Origin of the sequence: Micromonospora mangrovicola (assembly GCF_047200535.1) — a bacterium.
Taxonomy (GTDB): domain Bacteria; phylum Actinomycetota; class Actinomycetes; order Mycobacteriales; family Micromonosporaceae; genus Micromonospora.
The window spans coordinates 1-18678 of record NZ_JBJZOG010000049.1; the positions used below are offsets into that span (position 1 = coordinate 1).

At 73.8% G+C, this 18678-nt stretch carries 13 protein-coding genes and 2 pseudogenes; 4 read left to right on the plus strand and 11 right to left on the minus strand.

All coding sequences use genetic code 11. From position 1 onward, the window contains the following. Positions 1 to 63 precede the first annotated feature (63 nt). The 3 genes from ACL02O_RS19880 to ngcE all read right to left on the minus strand — a co-directional run bounded on the left by ACL02O_RS19880 (position 64) and on the right by ngcE (position 3357). Positions 64 to 963 carry a carbohydrate ABC transporter permease gene (locus ACL02O_RS19880; RefSeq protein ID WP_412819644.1) on the minus strand — a complete coding sequence of 300 codons (900 nt, stop codon included), beginning with the start codon at positions 961 to 963 and terminating at the stop codon, positions 64 to 66. A gap of 5 nt (positions 964 to 968) precedes the next feature. After that, positions 969 to 1877 carry a carbohydrate ABC transporter permease gene (locus ACL02O_RS19885; protein WP_412819606.1) on the minus strand — a complete coding sequence of 303 codons (909 nt, stop codon included), beginning with the start codon at positions 1875 to 1877 and terminating at the stop codon, positions 969 to 971. Positions 1878 to 1941: 64 nt separating this feature from the next. Next, complete coding sequence (ngcE, locus tag ACL02O_RS19890; RefSeq protein ID WP_412819607.1) at positions 1942 to 3357, minus strand: N-acetylglucosamine/diacetylchitobiose ABC transporter substrate-binding protein; 1416 nt, start codon at positions 3355 to 3357, stop codon at positions 1942 to 1944. A gap of 203 nt (positions 3358 to 3560) precedes the next feature. On the opposite strand from ngcE, the gene ACL02O_RS19895 reads away from it, so the two are divergent. Beyond that, positions 3561 to 4991, plus strand: coding sequence for an acyltransferase family protein (locus ACL02O_RS19895; protein WP_412819608.1), 1431 nt, complete (start codon positions 3561 to 3563; stop codon positions 4989 to 4991). On the opposite strand, the gene ACL02O_RS19900 is transcribed toward ACL02O_RS19895, so the two are convergent. Together ACL02O_RS19900 and ACL02O_RS19905 are read right to left on the minus strand one after the other, a co-directional pair. Further along, on the minus strand, positions 4927 to 6417 hold the full coding sequence (locus ACL02O_RS19900; RefSeq protein ID WP_412819645.1) for a CoA-acylating methylmalonate-semialdehyde dehydrogenase: 1491 nt from the start codon (positions 6415 to 6417) through the stop codon (positions 4927 to 4929). The two genes, ACL02O_RS19895 and ACL02O_RS19900, sit on opposite strands and share 65 nt — an antisense overlap. Before the next feature lie 14 nt (positions 6418 to 6431). After that, the gene (locus tag ACL02O_RS19905) at positions 6432 to 7739 is read right to left on the minus strand and encodes an aspartate aminotransferase family protein (protein ID WP_412819609.1); all 1308 of its coding nucleotides are present in this window, start codon (positions 7737 to 7739) and stop codon (positions 6432 to 6434) included. 396 nt (positions 7740 to 8135) lie between these two features. On the opposite strand from ACL02O_RS19905, the gene ACL02O_RS19910 reads away from it, so the two are divergent. Together ACL02O_RS19910 and ACL02O_RS19915 are read left to right on the plus strand one after the other, a co-directional pair. Continuing rightward, positions 8136 to 9161 carry a hypothetical protein gene (locus ACL02O_RS19910; RefSeq protein WP_412819610.1) on the plus strand — a complete coding sequence of 342 codons (1026 nt, stop codon included), beginning with the start codon at positions 8136 to 8138 and terminating at the stop codon, positions 9159 to 9161. A gap of 107 nt (positions 9162 to 9268) precedes the next feature. After that, a complete protein-coding gene (locus ACL02O_RS19915) occupies positions 9269 to 11866 on the plus strand; it encodes an MXAN_6230/SCO0854 family RING domain-containing protein (protein WP_412819611.1) in 2598 nt (865 codons plus the stop codon). Positions 11867 to 11900: 34 nt separating this feature from the next. On the opposite strand, the gene ACL02O_RS19920 is transcribed toward ACL02O_RS19915, so the two are convergent. Then, positions 11901 to 12266: a hypothetical protein gene (locus tag ACL02O_RS19920; protein WP_412819612.1), complete on the minus strand. Its 366-nt coding sequence runs from the start codon at positions 12264 to 12266 to the stop codon at positions 11901 to 11903. Between the two features lie 106 nt (positions 12267 to 12372). Further along, a complete protein-coding gene (murD, locus tag ACL02O_RS19925) occupies positions 12373 to 13719 on the minus strand; it encodes a UDP-N-acetylmuramoyl-L-alanine--D-glutamate ligase (protein WP_412819613.1) in 1347 nt (448 codons plus the stop codon). A gap of 89 nt (positions 13720 to 13808) precedes the next feature. On the opposite strand from murD, the gene ACL02O_RS19930 reads away from it, so the two are divergent. Further along, positions 13809 to 15158 (plus strand): hypothetical protein, encoded by a 1350-nt coding sequence (locus ACL02O_RS19930; RefSeq protein ID WP_412819614.1) that lies wholly within the window; start codon positions 13809 to 13811, stop codon positions 15156 to 15158. Between the two features lie 31 nt (positions 15159 to 15189). Here ACL02O_RS19930 and ACL02O_RS34535 read toward each other — a convergent pair. The 4 genes and pseudogenes from ACL02O_RS34535 to ACL02O_RS19945 all read right to left on the minus strand — a co-directional run. Next, positions 15190 to 16185 (minus strand): annotated as a pseudogene (locus ACL02O_RS34535) (PucR family transcriptional regulator); the annotation flags it as partial. 111 nt (positions 16186 to 16296) lie between these two features. Further along, a pseudogene (locus ACL02O_RS34540) lies at positions 16297 to 17112 on the minus strand (PucR family transcriptional regulator ligand-binding domain-containing protein); the annotation flags it as partial. A 56-nt stretch (positions 17113 to 17168) separates the two neighbouring features. Continuing rightward, entirely contained in the window at positions 17169 to 17978 is an 810-nt protein-coding gene (locus tag ACL02O_RS19940; RefSeq protein ID WP_412819616.1) for a TrmH family RNA methyltransferase, read from the minus strand. Between the two features lie 63 nt (positions 17979 to 18041). After that, entirely contained in the window at positions 18042 to 18602 is a 561-nt protein-coding gene (locus ACL02O_RS19945) for a dihydrofolate reductase family protein (protein ID WP_412819617.1), read from the minus strand. Between the last annotated feature and the right edge of the window lie 76 nt (positions 18603 to 18678).

Consider the following 18678-nt stretch of genomic DNA (forward strand, 5'->3'; position numbering starts at 1 on the left):
GCCAGGACGAACCGTCAGGCGCCGGTCATCGACCGCGCTGCCCCGTTGCCTGTGGCAACCGCCTCACTTGAGCTGGCCCGCGGTGAGTCCGGTCTGGATCTGCCGCTGGAAGGCCACGTACACCGCGAGCACCGGCAGGGTGGCGATGGTCAGTCCGGCGAACAGCCCGCTGAAGTCACCCTGGTAGCCCTGGTTGACCGCGAGCGCGGCGAGCCCCTGCGCCAGCACCCACTTGGAGTCGTCGCCCTGCATGAGCACCTGCGGCAGGAGGAACTGGTTCCAGTGGCTGAGAAAGTTGAAGATCGCGACGCTGATCAGTCCCGGTCGTGCCATCGGCAGCATCACCCGGAAGAAGAGCCGGAAGTGACCGCACCCGTCGATGAGCGCCGCCTCCGCGATCGACGTCGGCAGGGTCCGGAAGAACGCGGTCAGGAAGAAGACCGTGAACGGCAGCGAGTAGGCGGCGTAGACCAGCATCAGCCCGGTCCAGGTGCCGAACAGGCCGGCGTTGCGCACCACGAAGAAGAGCGGCACCAGGGCGAGGAAGACCGGGAACATCATTCCGCCGACGAACAGGTAGTAGGCCACCTGCCGGCCCCGGAACTCGTACCGGGCGAAGACGTACGCGGCGGTGGCGCCGAGGACCATGGTGAGGGTGAGCGATCCGGCCACCACCACGCCGCTGTTCAGGAAGTACCGGCCGATGTGCGCCTCGGTCCAGGCCCGGGACCAGTTCTCGAAGCGCAGCGCGCCGGGCGGTCCCCAGGGGTCGGAGAGGATCTCGCCGTCGCTCTTGAACGAGCTGAGGAACATCCACAGCAGCGGCAGCGCGGTCAGCGCCGCCCAGAGCAGCAGGAACCCGTGCGAGAAGACGTTGGCCACGCCCAGCTCGCGGCGCGGTCGCCGGTCCCCGACACGGGCGGGCCCGGACTCTGCGGCCCCGGTCGTGGTGGCCCGATCCATGGTGGTCACGAGTACTCGATCCGATCACGACGGCCGGTACGCAGCGCGAGCACCGCGACCGACAGGGTCAGGAACAGCATCACCACGCCGATCGCCGAGGCGTACCCGAACTTGCTCTCGCTGCCGAACGCGGTCTCGTACATCCGCAGGCCGATGACGTCGGACGAGAAGTTGGGGCCGCCGTTGGTCATCTGCTGGACCAGGATGAACCCGTCCAGCGCGGCGATGGCCAGGTAGATCCAGGCGACCTGCACGGTGTCCCAGAGCAGCGGGACGGTGATCCGGCGGAGGGTGGTCCACCGTGACGCCCCGTCGAGCATCACCGCCTCGTAGATGTCGCGCGGGATCGCCGCCATGGCCGCGCCGAAGAGCACCACGTAGAACCCCACGTTGCTCCAGACCATCACGGCCAGCACGCACCAGAATGCGGTGCGCGGATCGCCCAGCCAGGTGGGCGCGGGCAGGCCGAAGGCCCGGAGTGCGCCGTTGAGCAGGCCGTTGTTGGGGTGGTAGACCTCTTTCCAGAGCAGCGCGATGATCACCACCGAGAGCACCTGCGGGAAGAAGTAGACCATCCGGTAGAAGGCCGTGCCCCGGACGCCGGTCACCCCGGCCCGCCCCTTGCGGCCACCCATGTTGAGCATGGTGGCGAAGAAGAGGCCGAGCCCGATGGTCAGCACCGGCACCACCGCGAGCATGACCGCATTGTTCTTGATCGCGTTCCACACCTGGCCGTCGTGCCACAACGTGCGGAAGTTGGCCATCCCCACCGAGTCGGCGTGCGCCGAGTAGCCCAGCCAGTTGGTGGTGGAGATCTGGAACGCCTGCAGGTACGGCGACAGCACGAAGACGCCGTAGAGCAGCAGCGGTGGCACCAGGAAGGTGACGATCAGCGGGTACTTGCCATGTCTCACGAGCAGACCTTCTCCCCAGCGGTGGGCCGGTGGGGGCGGGACGCCCGCCCCCACCGGCCGGGCGTCACGCGGCCCGCTTGTACTTCTTGATGGAGCTGTCCTGGGCGATCGAGTCGGCGCCCTTCTGGCACGCGTCGAGGAACTCCGCCGGCGTGCTCCGGCCGCTGAAGAACTCGCCGCAGGCGGCGTCGACCAGTTCGCGCTCAAGCTTGCGGTAGTAGTTGTTGTAGACCCAGTTGAAGCCGTTGCTGCCGGACGCGTCGAGGGCCTTGACCACGCTGGACAGGCCGAACGGCAGGTCGATCCCCTCGGTCGTGCCGGCCACCACGGTCAGGCTGGAGACCTTCTTCGTGAAGTCCTGCGCGCCCTTCTTGGAGAGCATCACCCGGAAGTACTCCATGCCACCGGCCGCGTTCTTCGCCTTCGAAGGCACGATGAACGGCTCGCCGGCGGTGCCCCGGATCGCCTCGAACGGCAGCTTGTCGCCGCTGCCCAGGCTCGGCGTCGGCGCGATCGTCATGTTGAAGCCGGCCGGGGTGACCTTCGCCTGCTCGTTCTCCAGCCAGGAGCCGCAGGAGATGAAGGCGGCCTTGCCCTGGCACCACGCGGTCTGCGACTGGATGTGATCCAGGCCCGGCGACCCGTCCAGGATGTACTTGTCCTTGACGATCTGGTACCAGGCGTCGGCCGCCGCCTTCATGGCGTCGGACTTCCAGGCGTTCGGCTCGAGGTTGTCGATCGCCATCGCCACCGACGGCCCGCCGAACTTGATCGCGGTGGCGATCAGCGGCCAGCTCATGTAGCGGGGGTGCTTGCCCTGATAGGTCCACGGGGCGATGCCCGCCGCCTTGATCTGCTTGCAGAGCGCGATGTGCTCGTCCCAGTTCTTCGCGTACTGCCAGCCGCGGTCGGCGAAGAGCTTGGTGGAGTACCAGATGCCGTACGCGGTGTACGTGTAGTTGAGGACCAGGAACTTCCCGTCGTAGGAGCCGACCTCCACGGCGCCGGGCAGCAGCGTCTCCCGCACCTTCTTGCCCGGCTGGTCGAGGCTCGGGGCGTCGAGCACCGCGCTCAGGTCGGCGATGGCGTTCTGGCTGACCAGGCCGTTGAAGTCGATCTGGCCGGCGCCCGAGTTGTTCACCACGTCCGGCGGAGTGCCGTCGACGAAGCGCGGCTGGAGGGTCTTGTTGATCTCCTGGGTGGCGGAGTGCTTGATCTCGGCCTTGGGGTACTTCTCCTTGTACATGGCCTCGTGGGACTTGGCGTACTCCTCACCGAAGCCGCCGTTGAAGATCACCACCTCGAGCGGGGCGTCCTCCTTGACGCCGAGCGGGTTCTGCTCGCTCTTGGTGCCCTTGTAGCTGCCGGCGTCGCCCTTGTCGTCGTCGCCGGACATGGCGCAGCCGGAGAGCAGGCCGGCGGCGGGGGTGGCCAGCAGGCCGGCGGCGGCGGTGCGCCGGAGAATCTCACGCCTGTTCATCGCATCTCCTCGGTTCGGGTACGGGCGGCCCACCGAGGGGGACGGTGGCCGCGGCATCGAGGCACGGGGGTGTCAGGTGTTGCTCGTCTTCACTTCATTTGAAGTTGATGAAGAATTTCTACGACAGCGGGACGTGGACCACAAGACCCGACGACCGAACCGTTATCACCACCGGTCCACCCCGGCTGGCCTAGCCTGGGTCCATGCGCCGCCTGCGGCAGCTCGCCGAGCGCACGCCGGCCGGGCGGGAGCGCTACGTCGACCTGCTCCGGGCCCTCGCGATCACGATGGTCGTGCTCGGCCACTGGACGATCACCGTCATCGGGTACGACCGGGCGGGGCGGCCCGCCGGGCACTCCGCCCTGGGCGACCTCCCATGGGCCTGGCCGCTGACCTGGGTGGCCCAGGTGATGCCGGTGTTCTTCCTGGTCGGCGGGTACGCCAACGCCGCCTCGCTGACCTCCCACGGACGGCGACAACACCAGCTCGGCGCGTCCGGCCCCGCACCACGACCTGGTGCCGTGAGCGGAGACGCCACCGGCTGGCTGGTCGACCGCAGCGCCCGGCTGGTGCGCCCCACCACCGCGCTGCTGGTGGTGCTCGCCGTCGGCGCGGCGGTGGCCACCCTCCGGCACGCCGACCCGGCGCAGGTCCGCACCGTGGTCTGGTTCGCCACGATCCCACTCTGGTTCCTGGTGGCCTACCTGGTCGTGGTGCCGCTGACCCCGCCGATGTACGCGCTGCACCGCCGCTTCGGGCTGGCCGTACCGGCGGCCCTGGTCGGGCTCGTCGCGCTCGGCGACCTGGGCCGGCTGCTCGGCCCGGCCGGGCTCGCCACCGGCAACTACCTGTTCGGCTGGCTGGCCGTGCACCAGCTCGGCTTCGCCTGGTACGACGCCCGCTCGCCAGAGCCTCCCCGCCGCCGGCGGCTGCCGCTGTCCCGGCGCGCCGGGGTGGTGCTGCTGACCGCCGGGCTCACCGCGCTGGTGCTGCTGACGGTCGTCGGCCCGTACCCGGTGGTCATGCTCAACGTGCCGGGCACCCGGCTGGACAACGCGGCCCCGCCGAGCCTGGCGCTGCTCGCGGCGGCCACCGCGCAACTCGGGCTGATCCTGCTGCTGCGCGCCCCGGCCGAGCGGTGGCTGCGCCGCGCCGGCCCGTGGCAGGCGGTGATCGCGGTGAACTCGGTGGTGCTCACCGTCTTCCTCTGGCAGCTGACCGCCGCGGTGCTGCTGGTCGGCCTCCTGGACGCGCTCGGCGTGCTGCCCACCCCCCGGGTCGGCTCGGCGGCCTGGTGGGGCTGGCGGATCCCCTGGGTGCTCGCCCTCGCCGTGGTGCTCGCCGCCCTGGTCGTCGTCTTCGGCCCGATCGAGGCCCGGTCGCGACGGCACCCGACCGGGGCGGCGCCGCGCCGCCCGTGGCGCACCACGCTGGCCGTCGCCGGGTACGCGGGCATCGTCGCCGGGCTGCTGCTGAACAGCCTCACCCGCAAGGCCGCGCCCGAGCCCCTGGGCCTGCCCGCCCCGGCGCTGGTGGCGTACCTGGCCGGGGCGGGGCTGCTGCGACTGCTCAGGTCTGGGTGGGGAAGCCGAGGTTCACCCCGCCGTGCCGAGGGTCGAGCCAGCGGCTGGTGACCACCTTGCCGCGGGTGAAGAAGGCGACGCCGTCGGCGCCGTGCGCGTGCAGGTCGCCGAAGAGCGAGGACTTCCAGCCGCCGAAGGAGTAGTACGCCATCGGCACCGGGATGGGCACGTTGATCCCGACCATGCCGACCTCCACCTCGTGCTGGTAGCGCCGGGCGGCCCCGCCGTCGTTGGTGAAGATCGCCGTGCCGTTGCCGTACGGGTTGGCGTTGACCAGCTCGACCGCCTCGTCGTACGAGCCGACCCGGACCACGCTGAGTACCGGGCCGAAGATCTCGTCCGTGTAGATCGACATGTCCGGGGTGACGTGGTCGAAGAGGGTCGGGCCGAGCCAGAAGCCGTTCGCGTCCCCGTCCGGGTCGACCGCACGGCCGTCCACCACCGGCACCGCGCCGGCCGCAACCCCCGACTCCACGTAGGAGCGGACCCGGTCGGCGTGCGCGGCGGTGACCAGCGGGCCCATGTCGCAGCCGCGCCGGCCGTCCCCGGTGCGCAGCCCGGCCATCCGCTCGGCGATCTTCGCGACCAGCGCGTCGGCGACCGGCTCGACCGCGACCAGCACGGAGATCGCCATGCACCGCTCCCCCGCCGAGCCGAAGCCGGCGTTGACCGCCGCGTCGGCGGCCAGGTCCAGTTCGGCGTCGGGGAGCACCACCATGTGGTTCTTCGCCCCACCGAGCGCCTGCACCCGCTTGCCGTTCAGCGCGCCGCGCTGGTGCACGTACCGGGCGACCGGCGTGGAGCCGACGAAGGACACCGCCCGCACCCCGGGGTGGTCGAGCAGGGCGTCCACCGCCTCCTTGTCGCCGTTGACCACGTTGAGCACGCCGTCGGGCAGGCCCGCCTCGGTGAACCACTCGGCCAGCAGCAGTGCCGCGCCGGGGTCCTTCTCGCTGGGCTTGAGCACCACCGCGTTGCCGCAGGCGACCGCCACCGGGATGAACCAGAGCGGCACCATCACCGGGAAGTTGAACGGCGAGATCACCGCCACCACTCCCAGCGGCTGGCGCAGGCTGTACGAGTCGACCTCGGTGGAGACGTTCTCGCTGAAGCCGCCGCGCAGCGCCGCGGGGATGCCGCAGGCGTACTCGATCACCTCCAGGCCGCGCTGCACCTCGCCGGCGGCGTCGGCGAGCACCTTGCCGTGCTCGGCGGTGATCACCTCGGCGAGCCGGTCGCGCCGGGCGTTGACCAGTTCACGGAAGGCGAACAGCACAGCCGTCCGCTTGGCCAGGGACGCGTCCCGCCAGGCCCGCGCGGCCCGCTCGGCGGCCTCCACCGCGCCAGCCACGTCCGCCGCGGAGGCCAGCGCCACCAACCCGGTCCGCCGGCCGGTGGCCGGGTCGAAGACGTCGCCCCGCCGCTCCGATTCGCCGGCGACCCGCTTGCCGTCGACGAAGTGCCCGCTGACCGGCACGCCGTCCCCGCCGCTCATGCCGCCACCTCCGCCTGCGCGCAGGACCGGATCGCGTCGACCAGGATCGCGAGGCCCTCGCGCGCCTCCTCCTCGGTCAAGGTCAGCGGCGGGCCCATCCGCACCACGTTGCCGTACAGGCCGCCCTTGCCGACCAGCAGGCCGCCGGCCCGGCAGGCCTCGAAGACCCGGGTGGTCAGCGCCGGGTCCGGTTCGCCGGTGCCCGGGCGGACGAACTCCACGCCGAGCATCAGGCCCTTGCCGCGCACCTCGGCGACGCAGTCGAGATCGGCCGTTGCGGCCCGCAGGCCGTCGCCGAGGATCGCGCCGACCCGCGCGGCGTTGGCCTGCAGGTCGTGGTCGAGCAGGTAGTCGAGGACCGCGTTGCCGGCGGCCGTGGAGACCGGGTTGCCGCCGAAGGTGGAGAAGCTGATCGCGGGCACCGACTCCAGCACGTCCGCCCGGCCGACCACCCCGGCCAGCGCGAAGCCGTTGCCGATCCCCTTGGCGAAGGTGATCAGGTCCGGGGTGACACCGTGCGCCTGGTAGCCCCAGAAGTGCTCGCCGGTGCGCCCCCAGCCGGTCTGCACCTCGTCGCTGATCAGCAGGATGCCGTGCTCGTCGAGCACCTTCTTCCAGGCCGCGAAGAGCCCGTCCGGACCGTGCACAAAACCGCCGACGCCCTGGATCGGCTCGGCGATCAGGCAGGCCACGTCGCCGGAGGTCTGGGTGGCGAGCACCTCGCGCAGGTCCTCCACCGCCGCCTCGACCCGGTCGGCCTCGTCGAGCCGGGCCAGCAGGCCGCGCAGCCGCTCACCGGAGTGCAGCCAGGCCACCTGGAGCGGGTTGAGCGCGCTGGCCGACCAGCCCCGGTTGCCGGTCACCCCCATCGCCGCATACGAGCGGCCGTGGTAGCTGTTGCGCACGGCGAGGATCTGGTGCGAGCGGCGGTGGTTCGTGGCGACCAGCAGGGCGGCCTCGTTCGCCTCGGTGCCGGAGTTGGTGAAGAACACCCGGGCGTCGGGAATGCCGGAGACCCGGGCCACCTTCTCGGCCAGTTCCACCTGCTGCCGGATGAGATAGAGGGTCGAGCTGTGCACGATGCCGGTGCCCAGCTGCCGCTGCACCGCCTCACGGATCTCCGGGATGTCGTAGCCGATCATGTTGGTCAGCACGCCGCCGAAGAAGTCCAGGTAGGTGCGGCCCTGCGCGTCGGTCACCCGGCGGCCGGAGCCGGAGACCAGCTCGATCGGTTCGGCATAGTAGAGCGGCATCCAGGACGGGAGCACGGCCCGGTGTCGGGCCAGCAGGTCGTCGGTGGTCATTCGGCGCACCCTTCAGCGGCGGTTGGTCCTCGCACGCTCTCACCGGGTGACCGTCGGGACAACTGTCAGCCTGTAGCGCAGCGACCGTCCATGCCTGACACCACGTCAACCGCCTCGTTGCGATTTCCGGAGCCAAACCCCCTCCACGCCCACCTTCCCGCTGGTCTCCAGGTCGGTCAACCACTCGATCCGCACCAGTCGCCCCAGCACTGCGGACGCGCCCACCTCGCGCCCCGGTGACGCGGTCAGGATCCGCACCAATTCCCGGAAACAGTGGCTGTCCCGCGAGCAATGACCACTCTTTCCGTGAATCAGGCCGCAGGGGCTGGGTGGGTGGGTGGGTGACGATCCACAACGGGCGGTGCTGGCCGGGCGGCGGGCGGTAGCATCCGCCGGGTGCGGACGACGGAGGTCCCGCTGCCGGGCGCGGCGGGGACGGGCGGGGACGAGATCGCCGCGGGGGTGCGGGCCTGGATCCAGTCGCCGCCGCTGCGCGCCCTGGTCCGCCACTTCGGCGGCGAGTGGCCGGCCGGGGACCTGGCGGCGGTGCTGGCCGGGCTGGACGACTTCTCCGCCCGGCACTGGGACTTCCGCGAGGGCCGGGAACGTCCCGAGGCGCGGGAACCGGCCTTCGACCCCGCCACGGTCGGGCTGGTGCTGGCCGCGGCCGACGCGCTGGGCCTGGTGCGGGCCGCGCCGCCGGCCCTGCCCCGGTACGCCCACCTGCTGGTGCTCGGCGGGCTGGCGCACGCCTGCGTGCGGCGCACCGGGTACGCCGCGCACCTGGTCCGCACCGTCGCCGGGGTCTCCGGGGAGGTGGCCGTGCTGGGCAGCTTCCGGGCCCTCTCGGCGGCCGAGTCGCGGACGCTCGCCCGGGCCGGGGTGACCGGCTGCGCCACCGAGGTGGACGCCCTCGACGCGGCGGTACGCGCCGCGTTCGGCGTGACCACCCCGAGCGAGGAGACCGGCGACGACGCCGACCACCCGCACCGGGCCTGGTCCTCGCGCACCTACCGACCGGCCGGGCTGCCCCCGGTACGCGTGCTCGCCGCGCCGTCCAGCGAGCCCGGCCGGCGTCGGGCGCACACCGCCGACACCCAGCGGTTCTGGGCCGAGCACGTGCGGCTGCGCGCCGGCGATCCGGTGCTGATGGTGACCGCGCCGATCTACGTGCCGTTCCAGCACTGCGACGCGCTGCGCACCCTCGCGGTGCCGTACGGCTGCGGGATCGACACGATCGGGGTGGATCATGCGCTGGCCGCGCCGGCCCGGGTGCCCGAACCGACCCTCACCCCGGGGCGGTACCTCCAGGAGATTCGCTCGGCGATCCGGTCCATGCGCGCCCTGCACGCCGCGGTGCGGCTGTCCCCCGTGAACGGTGGGCCGAAAACCGGGCTGCCCCGCGTCGCACCCAGCGGGTAGCCTTCCCGGCACGGCGAGGACGGCTCAGGGCGCGCTTCCTTCCCATCCTGTCTTGGTGACCTGCTAGCACGCCCGATCTCCGTCCTCGCCGCCTGTCCGCTACGGGGGTGACGGCGTTGACGCAGCAGTGGGCTCCGGCCAGGGCCGCACGCGTGGACCCGGTCGCGGCGGCGCTGGTCCGCCGCACCGGCCTGGTCGCCACCGGCCTGCTGCACGGCGGGCGCAAGGTTCGCCGCGCCGGTCGCCGGGTGACGCTCGACGCCGGGGTGACCGCACTCGAGGCGGACGTCCTCGCCCTCGGCTGGCTGATCGGTCCCCGGCTGCGCGCCGCGCTCGCCGCGCTGCCCGCCGAGCGGCTCGCCGCGGTGGGCCACGGCCTGCTGGACATCCTGGAGACCGCGGTCGGGGCGCACGCCCCGCACCTGCCGCTGTTCAAGGACTTCCCGCGCCGGGTGCCGGCCGACACCGAGGAACTGTACGTCCGGCGCGTGTTCTCCGTGCTGCTCCAGCGGCCGGAGCAGTCCTGCGTGCTCTGCGGCCGGGCGGGTACGGTGCACCCGGTGTCGGCCTGCGCCCACCTGGTCTGTGGGGCTTGCTGGGACGAGGGCTACACCGCCTGCCCGATCTGCCACCGTCGGATCACCGACGGCCCGTTCCTGACCGTCGTCGAGCCGCCGCGCGGTGCCCGTACGCTGTCCCTGCCCCGCCGGGCCGAGGTGCTGGAGCTGGCCGACGACGTCGACCGCGCGGTGCACCAGGCGCTCGGCGCGCTGCTGGCGCGGCGTACCGCGCTCTCCCCCGCCGACCGGCACGACCTGCTGGCCCTGATCGACCATGCGGGTCCGACGGAGCCGACCTGGCTGCCGGACGAGGTACCGGTCCGGGAGACCCGGGCGCTGCTGCTGGACCGTCTGCTCACCGGGCCGGTCGACCCGGCCCGGGCGGCGGCCCTGCTAGACCGGTACGTGGACACCGCCACCGACGTGCTGCGGTTGCTCGCCGTCCGCGACGGCGGCGACCCCGGGCTGGTGGAACCGCCAAAGCGGCGCACCTCTCCGCCCCGCGCGCTGCGCCGGGCGCTGCTGGCCCGGCTAGCCGCGCTTGGCCTGCCCGCCCTGCTGGCGGACCTGCCCCGGCACCGGTCCCGCTGGCTCGCCGTCGCCGAGAACCTGCACCCGTTCGAGCTGCCGGCCCGGCACCCGGAGGCGGCCACCGCGTTCGCCGTGCTGCGTCGCACCCCGGTGGCCCCGGACAGCCGGCTCGGCCGGGTCGTCGCCGAGGTGGTGGCCGGGTACGCGCCGCTGGTCCGGCCGGCTGCGGGTCGGCTGCGCGCCGCCTCTTCGGGTGCCCGGATCGCGACCGTGCTGGCCGACGGGGACCTCGACAGCGCCGTCGAGCTGCTCGCCCGCCGGCCGGGTGAGCTGCTGCGACGGATCGTGGCGTTGGCCGCGTGCGGCGGTGACGCCGAGCGGCTGTGCGCGGCGGTGGCGGCCGCGGCCCGTGCCGTCTCGCCCGGCGTGCTGATCGCCGCCCTCGGCGCGGTCCGCGCGGCGACGTGGCCGGCCGGCACCCGGCTCTTCTTCCCGCGCGGCGGGCGCGCTCGGCTGTGGAGCGAGCCGGACCGCCGGCCGCGGCTGCCCGCGGCGCTGGGCGGCGCGCTGGATGACCTGCTGGTCACCGAACTGCGGGCGCGCGCGGCACGGCTGCCCCGGGTCGACGTGGCGTTGCTCGACGCGGCGCTGGCCGACCTGGTCGCGCCGTTCGCCGAGCGGACCGCGTCGGACGCGCTGGTCCGTCTGCCGCGGGGCAGCGCCCGGCCGTTGCCGGACGGCCGCCGGATCCGGCTCTTCCTGCACTGGACGGAGCCGGCCGGCACCCGCGTGGACCTGGACCTGTCGGTGGCAATGATCGCCGACGACGGCGGTTTCGTCGGTTGGTGCGACTACACCCGGCTGCGGTTCGGCGAGCGGGCGGCGGTGCACTCCGGGGACCTGACCTCCGCCCCGGCTCCGCTGGGGGCCAGCGAGTTCGTCGACCTGGACGTCGCTGCGCTGGCCCGGCGCGGGATCCGGTACGTGACGATGGTGGTGTTCAGCTACAACGACGTGCCGTTCGAGGAGATGACCGACGCGTTCGCCGGCTTCATGGCGGACCCGCGGCACGGCGCACCGTTCGAGCCGAAGGCGGTCGAGCAGCGCTTCGACCTGACGGGCCAGGTCAAGGTCGCCACCCCGCTCGTGGTGGACCTGCGCACGAGGACGCTGCGCTGGATCGACGCCACCATGACCGGCACCGGCAGCAACCACTCGGTGGCTCGCTATTCGCGGACCCTGGCCCGGCTCACCGTGGCCGCCGACGAGCACTTCGCCGCCGGCCGCCGGGTGAGCCTGTGGGAGCTGGCCTGCTGGCACGCCGCCGAACGGGCCGACACGGTGCTGGTCCGGGGCCGCGACGGCGGGCTCACCGGCTACCGCCGGTCGGCCGGCGAGTCGGCGGCCACCTTCGCGGGGCGGCTGACCGCGCGCGGCCCGGCCGACGGGGCGCCCTCGGGCGCGCAGCCGCGGTTCGCCGCGCTGGTGCGCGGGGACGTCGCGCTGCCCGCCGGGGCGCAGGCGTACGCGTTGCACCGGGCGGAGCTGGACGCCGAGCGGGTCACCCTGCTGGACGCGGCCGACCTGGTCGCCGAGCTCGCCCCGCGACGCTGACCGGTGCCGGCAGGGGACACCCCGGCCGACCGGGTCAGCGGAACCGGGCCCGCGCGATCGCCCGGGAGACCTCCGCCGGCTGGTCCACCTCCAGGACGAGGCGGTCGTACGGTTGCCCGTCCAACTCGACCAGCAGCAGCTCCTCGGCGCGGTGCACGCACCAGAACGACCGTCCGGTGGACCGGGACAGGTAGCTGCCGGCCATGATCAGGCCGGGCCAGAAGGTGCCGGGCAGCCGCCAGCCGGAGCCCCGGGCGTACGCCTCGGCGCGGGAGACCGGCCGGACGCCGGTGACCGCGGCGGTGGGCACCCGCACCCCGGCCGAGAGCGCCCAGAGCCGGTCGGCTCCGGTGAGCCGGACGACCAGGCGCTCCGGGTCCGCGTCAACCAGCACCGCCATGATCACGAGGCTAGTCGGGCGGACCGCCTCGTGGCCAGCCGGTCCTGCGCCGAGCTGAGACCGTGGTTGCGGCCCGCCGAAGGCTCACCATCGACCCGGTGCGGACTCAGCGGGCGGTGTCGGCGACCGCCTGGGCGAACACCTCGGAGCGGTGCTCGAAGTTGCGGAACCGGCCGTAGCTCGGCGCGGCCGGGGAGAGCAGCACCACCCCACCCGCCGGGGTGAGCTTGCGGGACAGCCCGACCGCGTCGACCAGGTCCTCGGCGATCTCGGTACGCACCCCCGGCAGCCCGGCGAGCGCCTCGACGATCCGGGGACCGCTGTCCGGGATGCCGATCACGGTGATCTCCCGCTCGGCCAGGTGGTCCCGCAGCGGGGTGTAGTCCAGGCCCCGGTCGGTGCCGCCGACGATCACGGTCAGCGGCCGCCCCTCGTACGCGTCGATCGCGTGCATGGCCGCGTACGGGCTGGTGGCCAGGGTGTCGTCGACGAAGGTGAGGCCGGACGGGTCGGAGATCTCGGTGAGCCGGTGGGCGAGTCCCTGGAACCCGGCGACCGCCACGGCGAGGCTGTCCTTGCGGCCGGCCACGTCGACGCCGAGCGCGTCGAGCACCGCCAGGGCGACGCAGAGGTTGCCCTCGTTGTGCCGGCCGACCAGCGGCAGCACACCGCGCGGGAAGAGCGGGTTGTCCCGCAGGTGGAACCAGGGGGTGCCGTCCGGGCCGGACGCGACGTGGGTGGTGTCCGGCAGTCCGGCGCGTACCGCCGCCCGATCCCCCAGCTCCAGCGCGAGCCGCGGGTCGGCCCCGTTGACCACCACCGCGTGCGGGCCGTGCGCGAGCAGGTTGAGCTTGTCCCGGTAGTACTCCCGCTCCCCACCGTGCGCGTCGAGGTGCTCGGGGAAGAGCGCGGTGACCACGGCCACCCGGGGTGAGTCGGTCAGGTCGGCGCACTGGTAGCTGGACAGCTCCAGCACGTACAGGTCGGCCTCGGGCAGGTCGAGCAGCGGCACGCCGATGTTGCCGCCGAAGACGTTCGGTCGGTCCATCGCGGTCAACAGGTGGCTGATCAGGCTGGACGTGGTGCTCTTGCCCTTGCTGCCGGTGACCCCCACCGTCCGTTCGGCGTGGTCGGCCATCCAGAGCGCGCTGCCCTGGGTGACGGTGATATCCCGGCGGCGCAGCTCCACCATCCACGGGTGGGTGTTCGGCACCCCCGGCGAGCGGACCACCACCTCGGCGGCGGTCAGCCGGGCGAGGCCCGCCTCCCCGGTGACCAGCGGCGCGGCCTCGGCGAGCGGGCCGTCCCAGGGCAGGGTGAGGAAGTTGGCGCTGTCGTCGACGGCCACCAGGCCGGCCGGGCCGTGCGCGGCGATCGCGGTCACCGCGGCCCGGCCCTCCCGGCCGGCTCCCCAGACGGCGACATGACGTCCGCGCAGATCAGACAGGCGCACAAGCTCTCCTCGGGGGTCGCGACGGCGGTGGGGCGGGCGCGGTCCGGCACAGCCGGACACGGCGGACGAACCAGGGCCTAGTATGGCGTGTGCCCAACGAGCAGCTCCGGCGGATGGACGCCTTCACCTTCCCGTCCTACTCGATCGACTTCGCCACCGGCGAGGTGTTGCTGGACTACGCCCTCACCGGCCCCGACGGCGAGCAGCGGTTCACCGAGGTGATCACCCTGCCGCTGCCGGCCGAGCCGGTGTCCGACGAGACGGCGGCAACCCTCGACCGGGTTCTCGAGCTGCTGCACGTCGTGGCCGGGGTCAGCTACTACAAGACGGCCGCGCCGCCCCGGCTGGTGCTGCCGGCACCGCTGGGCCCGGCCGCCGTCGAGTTCGTCGCCGGCGTCTACACCCGGGGTCTGGCCGAGTACGCGTACCGCAACCAGCTGCCGCACGTGCTGGAGCTGCGTCCGGAGGTGCCGTCGGGCGAGGCCACCCCGCCCCGGGGGTACGACGACTCGGACCGCCGCCCGCTGTCGGCGGTGGGCGGGGGCAAGGACTCCATCGTCAGCCTGGAGGCGCTGCGCCGGGCCGGTTTCGACCCGGTGCCCTTCTCGGTGAATCCGAACCACGTCATCGTCTCGGTCAACGAGGCCTCCGACCTGGTGCCGCTCGCGGCCCGGCGGCGGATCGACCCGGTGCTGTTCGACCTCAACGCGGCCGGCGCGCGCAACGGCCACATCCCGGTCACCGCGATCAACTCGCTGATCGCGGTCGCCACCGCCGTGCTGCACGGGCTCGGCCCGGTGGTGATGTCCAACGAGCGCTCGGCGTCCGACCCGAACCTGGTCTGGAACGGCCACGAGATCAACCACCAGTGGTCCAAGGGCGTGGAGGCGGAGGGGCTGCTGCGGGCCGCCCTCGCCGAGCACGCCGGGCTCACCGAGCCGTACTTCTCCCTGCTGCGGTCGCTCTCCGAGCTGCACATCGCCCGGCTCTTCGCCGAGATCGACCGGTACGACGCGGTGGTGACCAGCTGCAACGCCGCGTTCAAGCTGCGGGACGCGAGCGAGCGGTGGTGCCGCGACTGCCCGAAGTGCCGGTTCGTCTTCCTGGCCATGGCCCCGTTCATGTCCCGGGAGCGGATCACGAACATCTTCGGCGGCGACCTGCTCGCGGACGAGTCCCAGGTCCCCGGCTACCGGGAGCTGCTCGGCGTGGACGGGCACAAGCCGTTCGAGTGCGTCGGCGAGGTGGAGGAGTCGGTGGTGGCGCTGAGCCTGCTGGCCCAGCAGGAGCAGTGGCGCGACGCCCCCGTGGTCCGCGCCCTGGTCGACGCCCTGCCGGAGACCGCCTGGACGGCGGCGGCCGGCTCCGACGTCTTCACCCCCGGCGGCCCGAACCACGTCCCCGCCGCCTACGCCAAGGCCCTCACCGCCCTCACCTGACCCGTCCGCGCCGGCCGCCGGCGGGGACGGGTCAGGGGGCGCGGACGGCGTCCAGGGCCAGCAGCGCGACGTGGAGGGAGAGGCAGGCCTCGACCGAGTCCAGGTCGACGTCGAGGATGCGGCCGATCCGGGCCAGCCGCTCGTAGAACGCGGGTCGGGACAGGTGCGCGGCGGCCGCCGCCGCCGACTTGTTCCGCCCCTGCTCCAGGTACGCCCGCAGGGTGCCGAGCAGCTGCTCGCGGGGGTGCCGGGCGTCGTACGCGAGCAGCGCGCCGAGCTCCCGCTCGACGAAGGTCTGCAGGCGCGGCTCGTCGCGCAGCAGGTGCAGCAGACCGGCCAGCCCGACGTGCGGCAGCCGGAAGATCGGCAGGTCACGACGGTCCCGGCGGGCCGCCTCGGCGATCTGCCGCGCCTCGACCAGGGACCGGCGTGCCTCACGCAGGCTGCCCACCCCCGAGCCGGCGGCGATGATCACCGCCACCGGGCCGGCCACGCGCGGGGCGGCGGGTCGGGTGGCCGGGTCGGCCGGCCGGGGCACCGCCGGGCGGGCCGGGACGGCGTCGAGGCGTACCCGGCGCAGCGCGGCGGCGAACGCGGCGAGCGCCTTCTCCTCGGCGGCCGGGTCGGACAGGGCCAGCAGCGCGCCCACCGCGTGGTCGTCGACGGCGCTGGTCAGCGCGGTGAGTTTGGCCTCCCGCAGGGCCTGCCCGACCGCCTCGGCGAGGTCCCGCAGCCGGGCCGGCCCGGCCGCCGGGCCCGGGTCGCCGCCGGGCCCCGCGCCCTCCCCCGCCGGGTCCTCGGCCCGGTGCCGGACGACCACGCCGACCAGGTGCCGGCGGTCCAGGGTCACGCCGAGCGCCTTGGCCCGCAGCGCCACCTCGTCGACCGGGCGGGCGTGGTCGATCAGCGCGGTGAGCAGGGTGCGGTGGATCTGCCGTTCCAGCCCCTCGGCGTCGCGCCGGATCAGCCGGCCCAGGGCGAGGGTGGAGGCGGCCCGCTCGATCAGGATGGTGAGCCGGGTGGGCGGGGTGGCGACGATCCCGCCGACCGGCCGCACCTCCACCGGGGCGGGCGGGACGTCGTCCCATCCGGAGGGGTGACCGCCGGCGGCGTCCGCGTCCGCCCCACCGCCGGACGCGTCGGGCCGGACCCGGGTCGGGGCGGCGTCGTCCGGGTGCCCGTCGTCGTCGGGTGCCGGTGGCCGGCCGGGCCGGCCGGTGGTCAGCTCGCCGCCGGCCGGCCAGCGCAGCAGCAGCCGCCCCCAGTCCTGGCCGCGGGCGCCGACCGTGGTCACCAGCCACCCGCTGTCCGGGTCGTACGCGGTGCGCCCGGTGGGACGGATCCGTCGCGAGTGCTGCTCCCAGCCGTCCAGCAGCAGCTCGGCGTTCTCCCCCGCCGGGTCGTAGGCGAGCACCTGCCGGGAGAGGTTCTCCAGCACCACCGGGCACCCGGCCAGCTCGGCGGCCTGCCGCACCACCTCGGCCGGCTCGGCGCCCTCCACGGAGAGTTCGGTGAACCGCTGGTGGATCTCCTCGGTCGCGCGCAGCTCGGTGAGCTGGGCATCCACGATCAGCGCGTGCACGGCCTCGGTGATCCGGACGAACGGGGTGGCCCGGCGCAGCTCGACCAGGGGCAGGCCGCGCCGCTCGGCGGCGGCGGCCATCACCCGGGGCACCCCGCTGACGTAGCGGCGGCCCAGCTCGACCACCAGGCCGGAGACCCCGACGTCGGCCAGGTCGCCGATGAACGCCCGCAGCCCCGCGTCGTCGGCCGGCAGCCCGATGCCGGTGGTGAGCACCAGTTCCCCGCCGCCGAGCAGGGTGGCGATGTCCGGCACCTCGGCCACGTGCACCCAGCGGACCGGCCGGTCCAGGCCCGCGTCCCCGGCCACCAGGCGCGGGGCGCCGTGGCGCACCGGCACCAGGGCGAGCACCTCACGGACGGTAGGGAACACGGGCGACACGCTACCGTGCGTCACCGCCGTTCCCGAAGACCCGGCCGCTCCCGCCGTCACAGGGGATCGTCGCGGCCCAGCTCCCAGAAGGCGACGGCCGCGGCCGCGGCCACGTTCAGCGAGTCCACCCCGCGGCGCATCGGGATGACCACCCGCACGTCGCTGGCGTTCTGGGCCGCCGCGGTGAGGCCGGGGCCCTCCGCGCCCAGCAGCAGGGCGGCCCGCTCCCGCTGTGCAGGGGTGAGCCGCTGGATCGGTACGGCGTCCGCGGCCGGCGTCATGGCGAGCACGGTGAAGCCCGCCTCCCGCACCTGGTCGAGGCCCGCCGGCCACCGCTCGAACTTGGCGTACGGGACCGCGAAGACCTCACCCATGCTGACCCGTACGCTCCGCCGGTACAGCGGATCGGCGCAGGTGGGTGACAGGAGGACAGCGTCGATGCCGAGCGCCGCCGCCCCCCGGTAGATCGCGCCGAGATTGGTGTGGTTGTTGACGTCCTCCAGGATCACCACCCGCCGGGCGGTGCCGAGCACCTCGGCCACGCTGGGCAGCGGTTTGCGGTGGAACGAGGCGAGCACCCCCCGGTGCACGTGGAAGCCGGTGGCCCGCTGCAACACCTCCGGGGTGGCCGCGTACACCGGCGCGTCCCCGGTGTCCAGGTCGGCGAGCTGGTCCACCCGCTTGGCGTCGACCAGGTACGACCGGGCCGGGTAGCCGGCCCGCAGCGCCCGCCGCAGCACCAGCTCCCCCTCGGCGATGAACAGGCCGTGCGGCGGCTCCCAGCGGGTCCGCAGCTCGACGTCGGTCAGCGCGCGGTAGTCGGCGATCCGGTCGTCGTCGGGGTCGGTGATCTCGTGGACGGGCACCCGTCGATTCTGCCCGGCCCGTCCCGGGCGCCCGCCGTCCCCCGCCGCCGGGAGCGGTGGCCGTCACGCCCGGGCGTAGCGCAGCAGCACCGACCGGCCGTCGAAGCTCCGGGTCTCCGCCAGCCGCAGGTCCAGCCGCTCGACGTCGGGCAGCACCGGTTTGCCGCCGCCGAGCAGCAGCGGGTGCACGACCACCTGGTACTCGTCGATCAGGCCGAGGCCGGTCAGCGCCGCCGCCGCGCCGGTGCCGCCGGTCAGCAGCAGGTCGCCGTCGACCCGCTCGCGTACCGCTGCCAGTTCCTTGGCCAGGTCGCCGCGGCCGACCACCCGGGCGTCGTGGTCCGCCCCGGTCAGGGTGCGGGAGACGACGATCTTCGGGGTGCGCCGCCAGATCGGCGCGAACGCCAGGTCGTGCGGGTGGTCGGAGATCGACTCGGCGCGCGGCCAGTACCAGGACATCATCTCCCAGACCCGCCGGCCGTAGGCGAAGGCGCCGGCCCGCCCGGTCAGCCCGAGGGAGTACGCGGACAGCTCCTCGCCCATCGCCGGCCAGTCGAACTCGCCGTTCGGCCCCTCGATGAAGCCGTCGACCGACTGGTGCACCCAGTAGATGATCCTGCCCATGGCGGTGCTCCTCCGCGTTCCGGTGCGCCCGGCCGGGCGCGCTCGCCGGTGGGTCGGAGCCGCCCGACGCGATCCG

Bases quoted from the DNA above. Each gene is read 5' to 3' on its own strand.
- ACL02O_RS19945 (WP_412819617.1), bottom strand. From the start codon at position 18,602: ATGGGCAGGATCATCTACTGGGTGCACCAGTCGGTCGACGGCTTCATC.
- ACL02O_RS19920 (WP_412819612.1), bottom strand. From the start codon at position 12,266: ATGGCGGTGCTGGTTGACGCGGACCCGGAGCGCCTGGTCGTCCGGCTC.
- ACL02O_RS19905 (WP_412819609.1), bottom strand. From the start codon at position 7,739: ATGACCACCGACGACCTGCTGGCCCGACACCGGGCCGTGCTCCCGTCC.
- ngcE (WP_412819607.1), bottom strand. From the start codon at position 3,357: ATGAACAGGCGTGAGATTCTCCGGCGCACCGCCGCCGCCGGCCTGCTG.
- ACL02O_RS19880 (WP_412819644.1), bottom strand. From the start codon at position 963: ATGGATCGGGCCACCACGACCGGGGCCGCAGAGTCCGGGCCCGCCCGT.
- ACL02O_RS19895 (WP_412819608.1), top strand. From the start codon at position 3,561: ATGCGCCGCCTGCGGCAGCTCGCCGAGCGCACGCCGGCCGGGCGGGAG.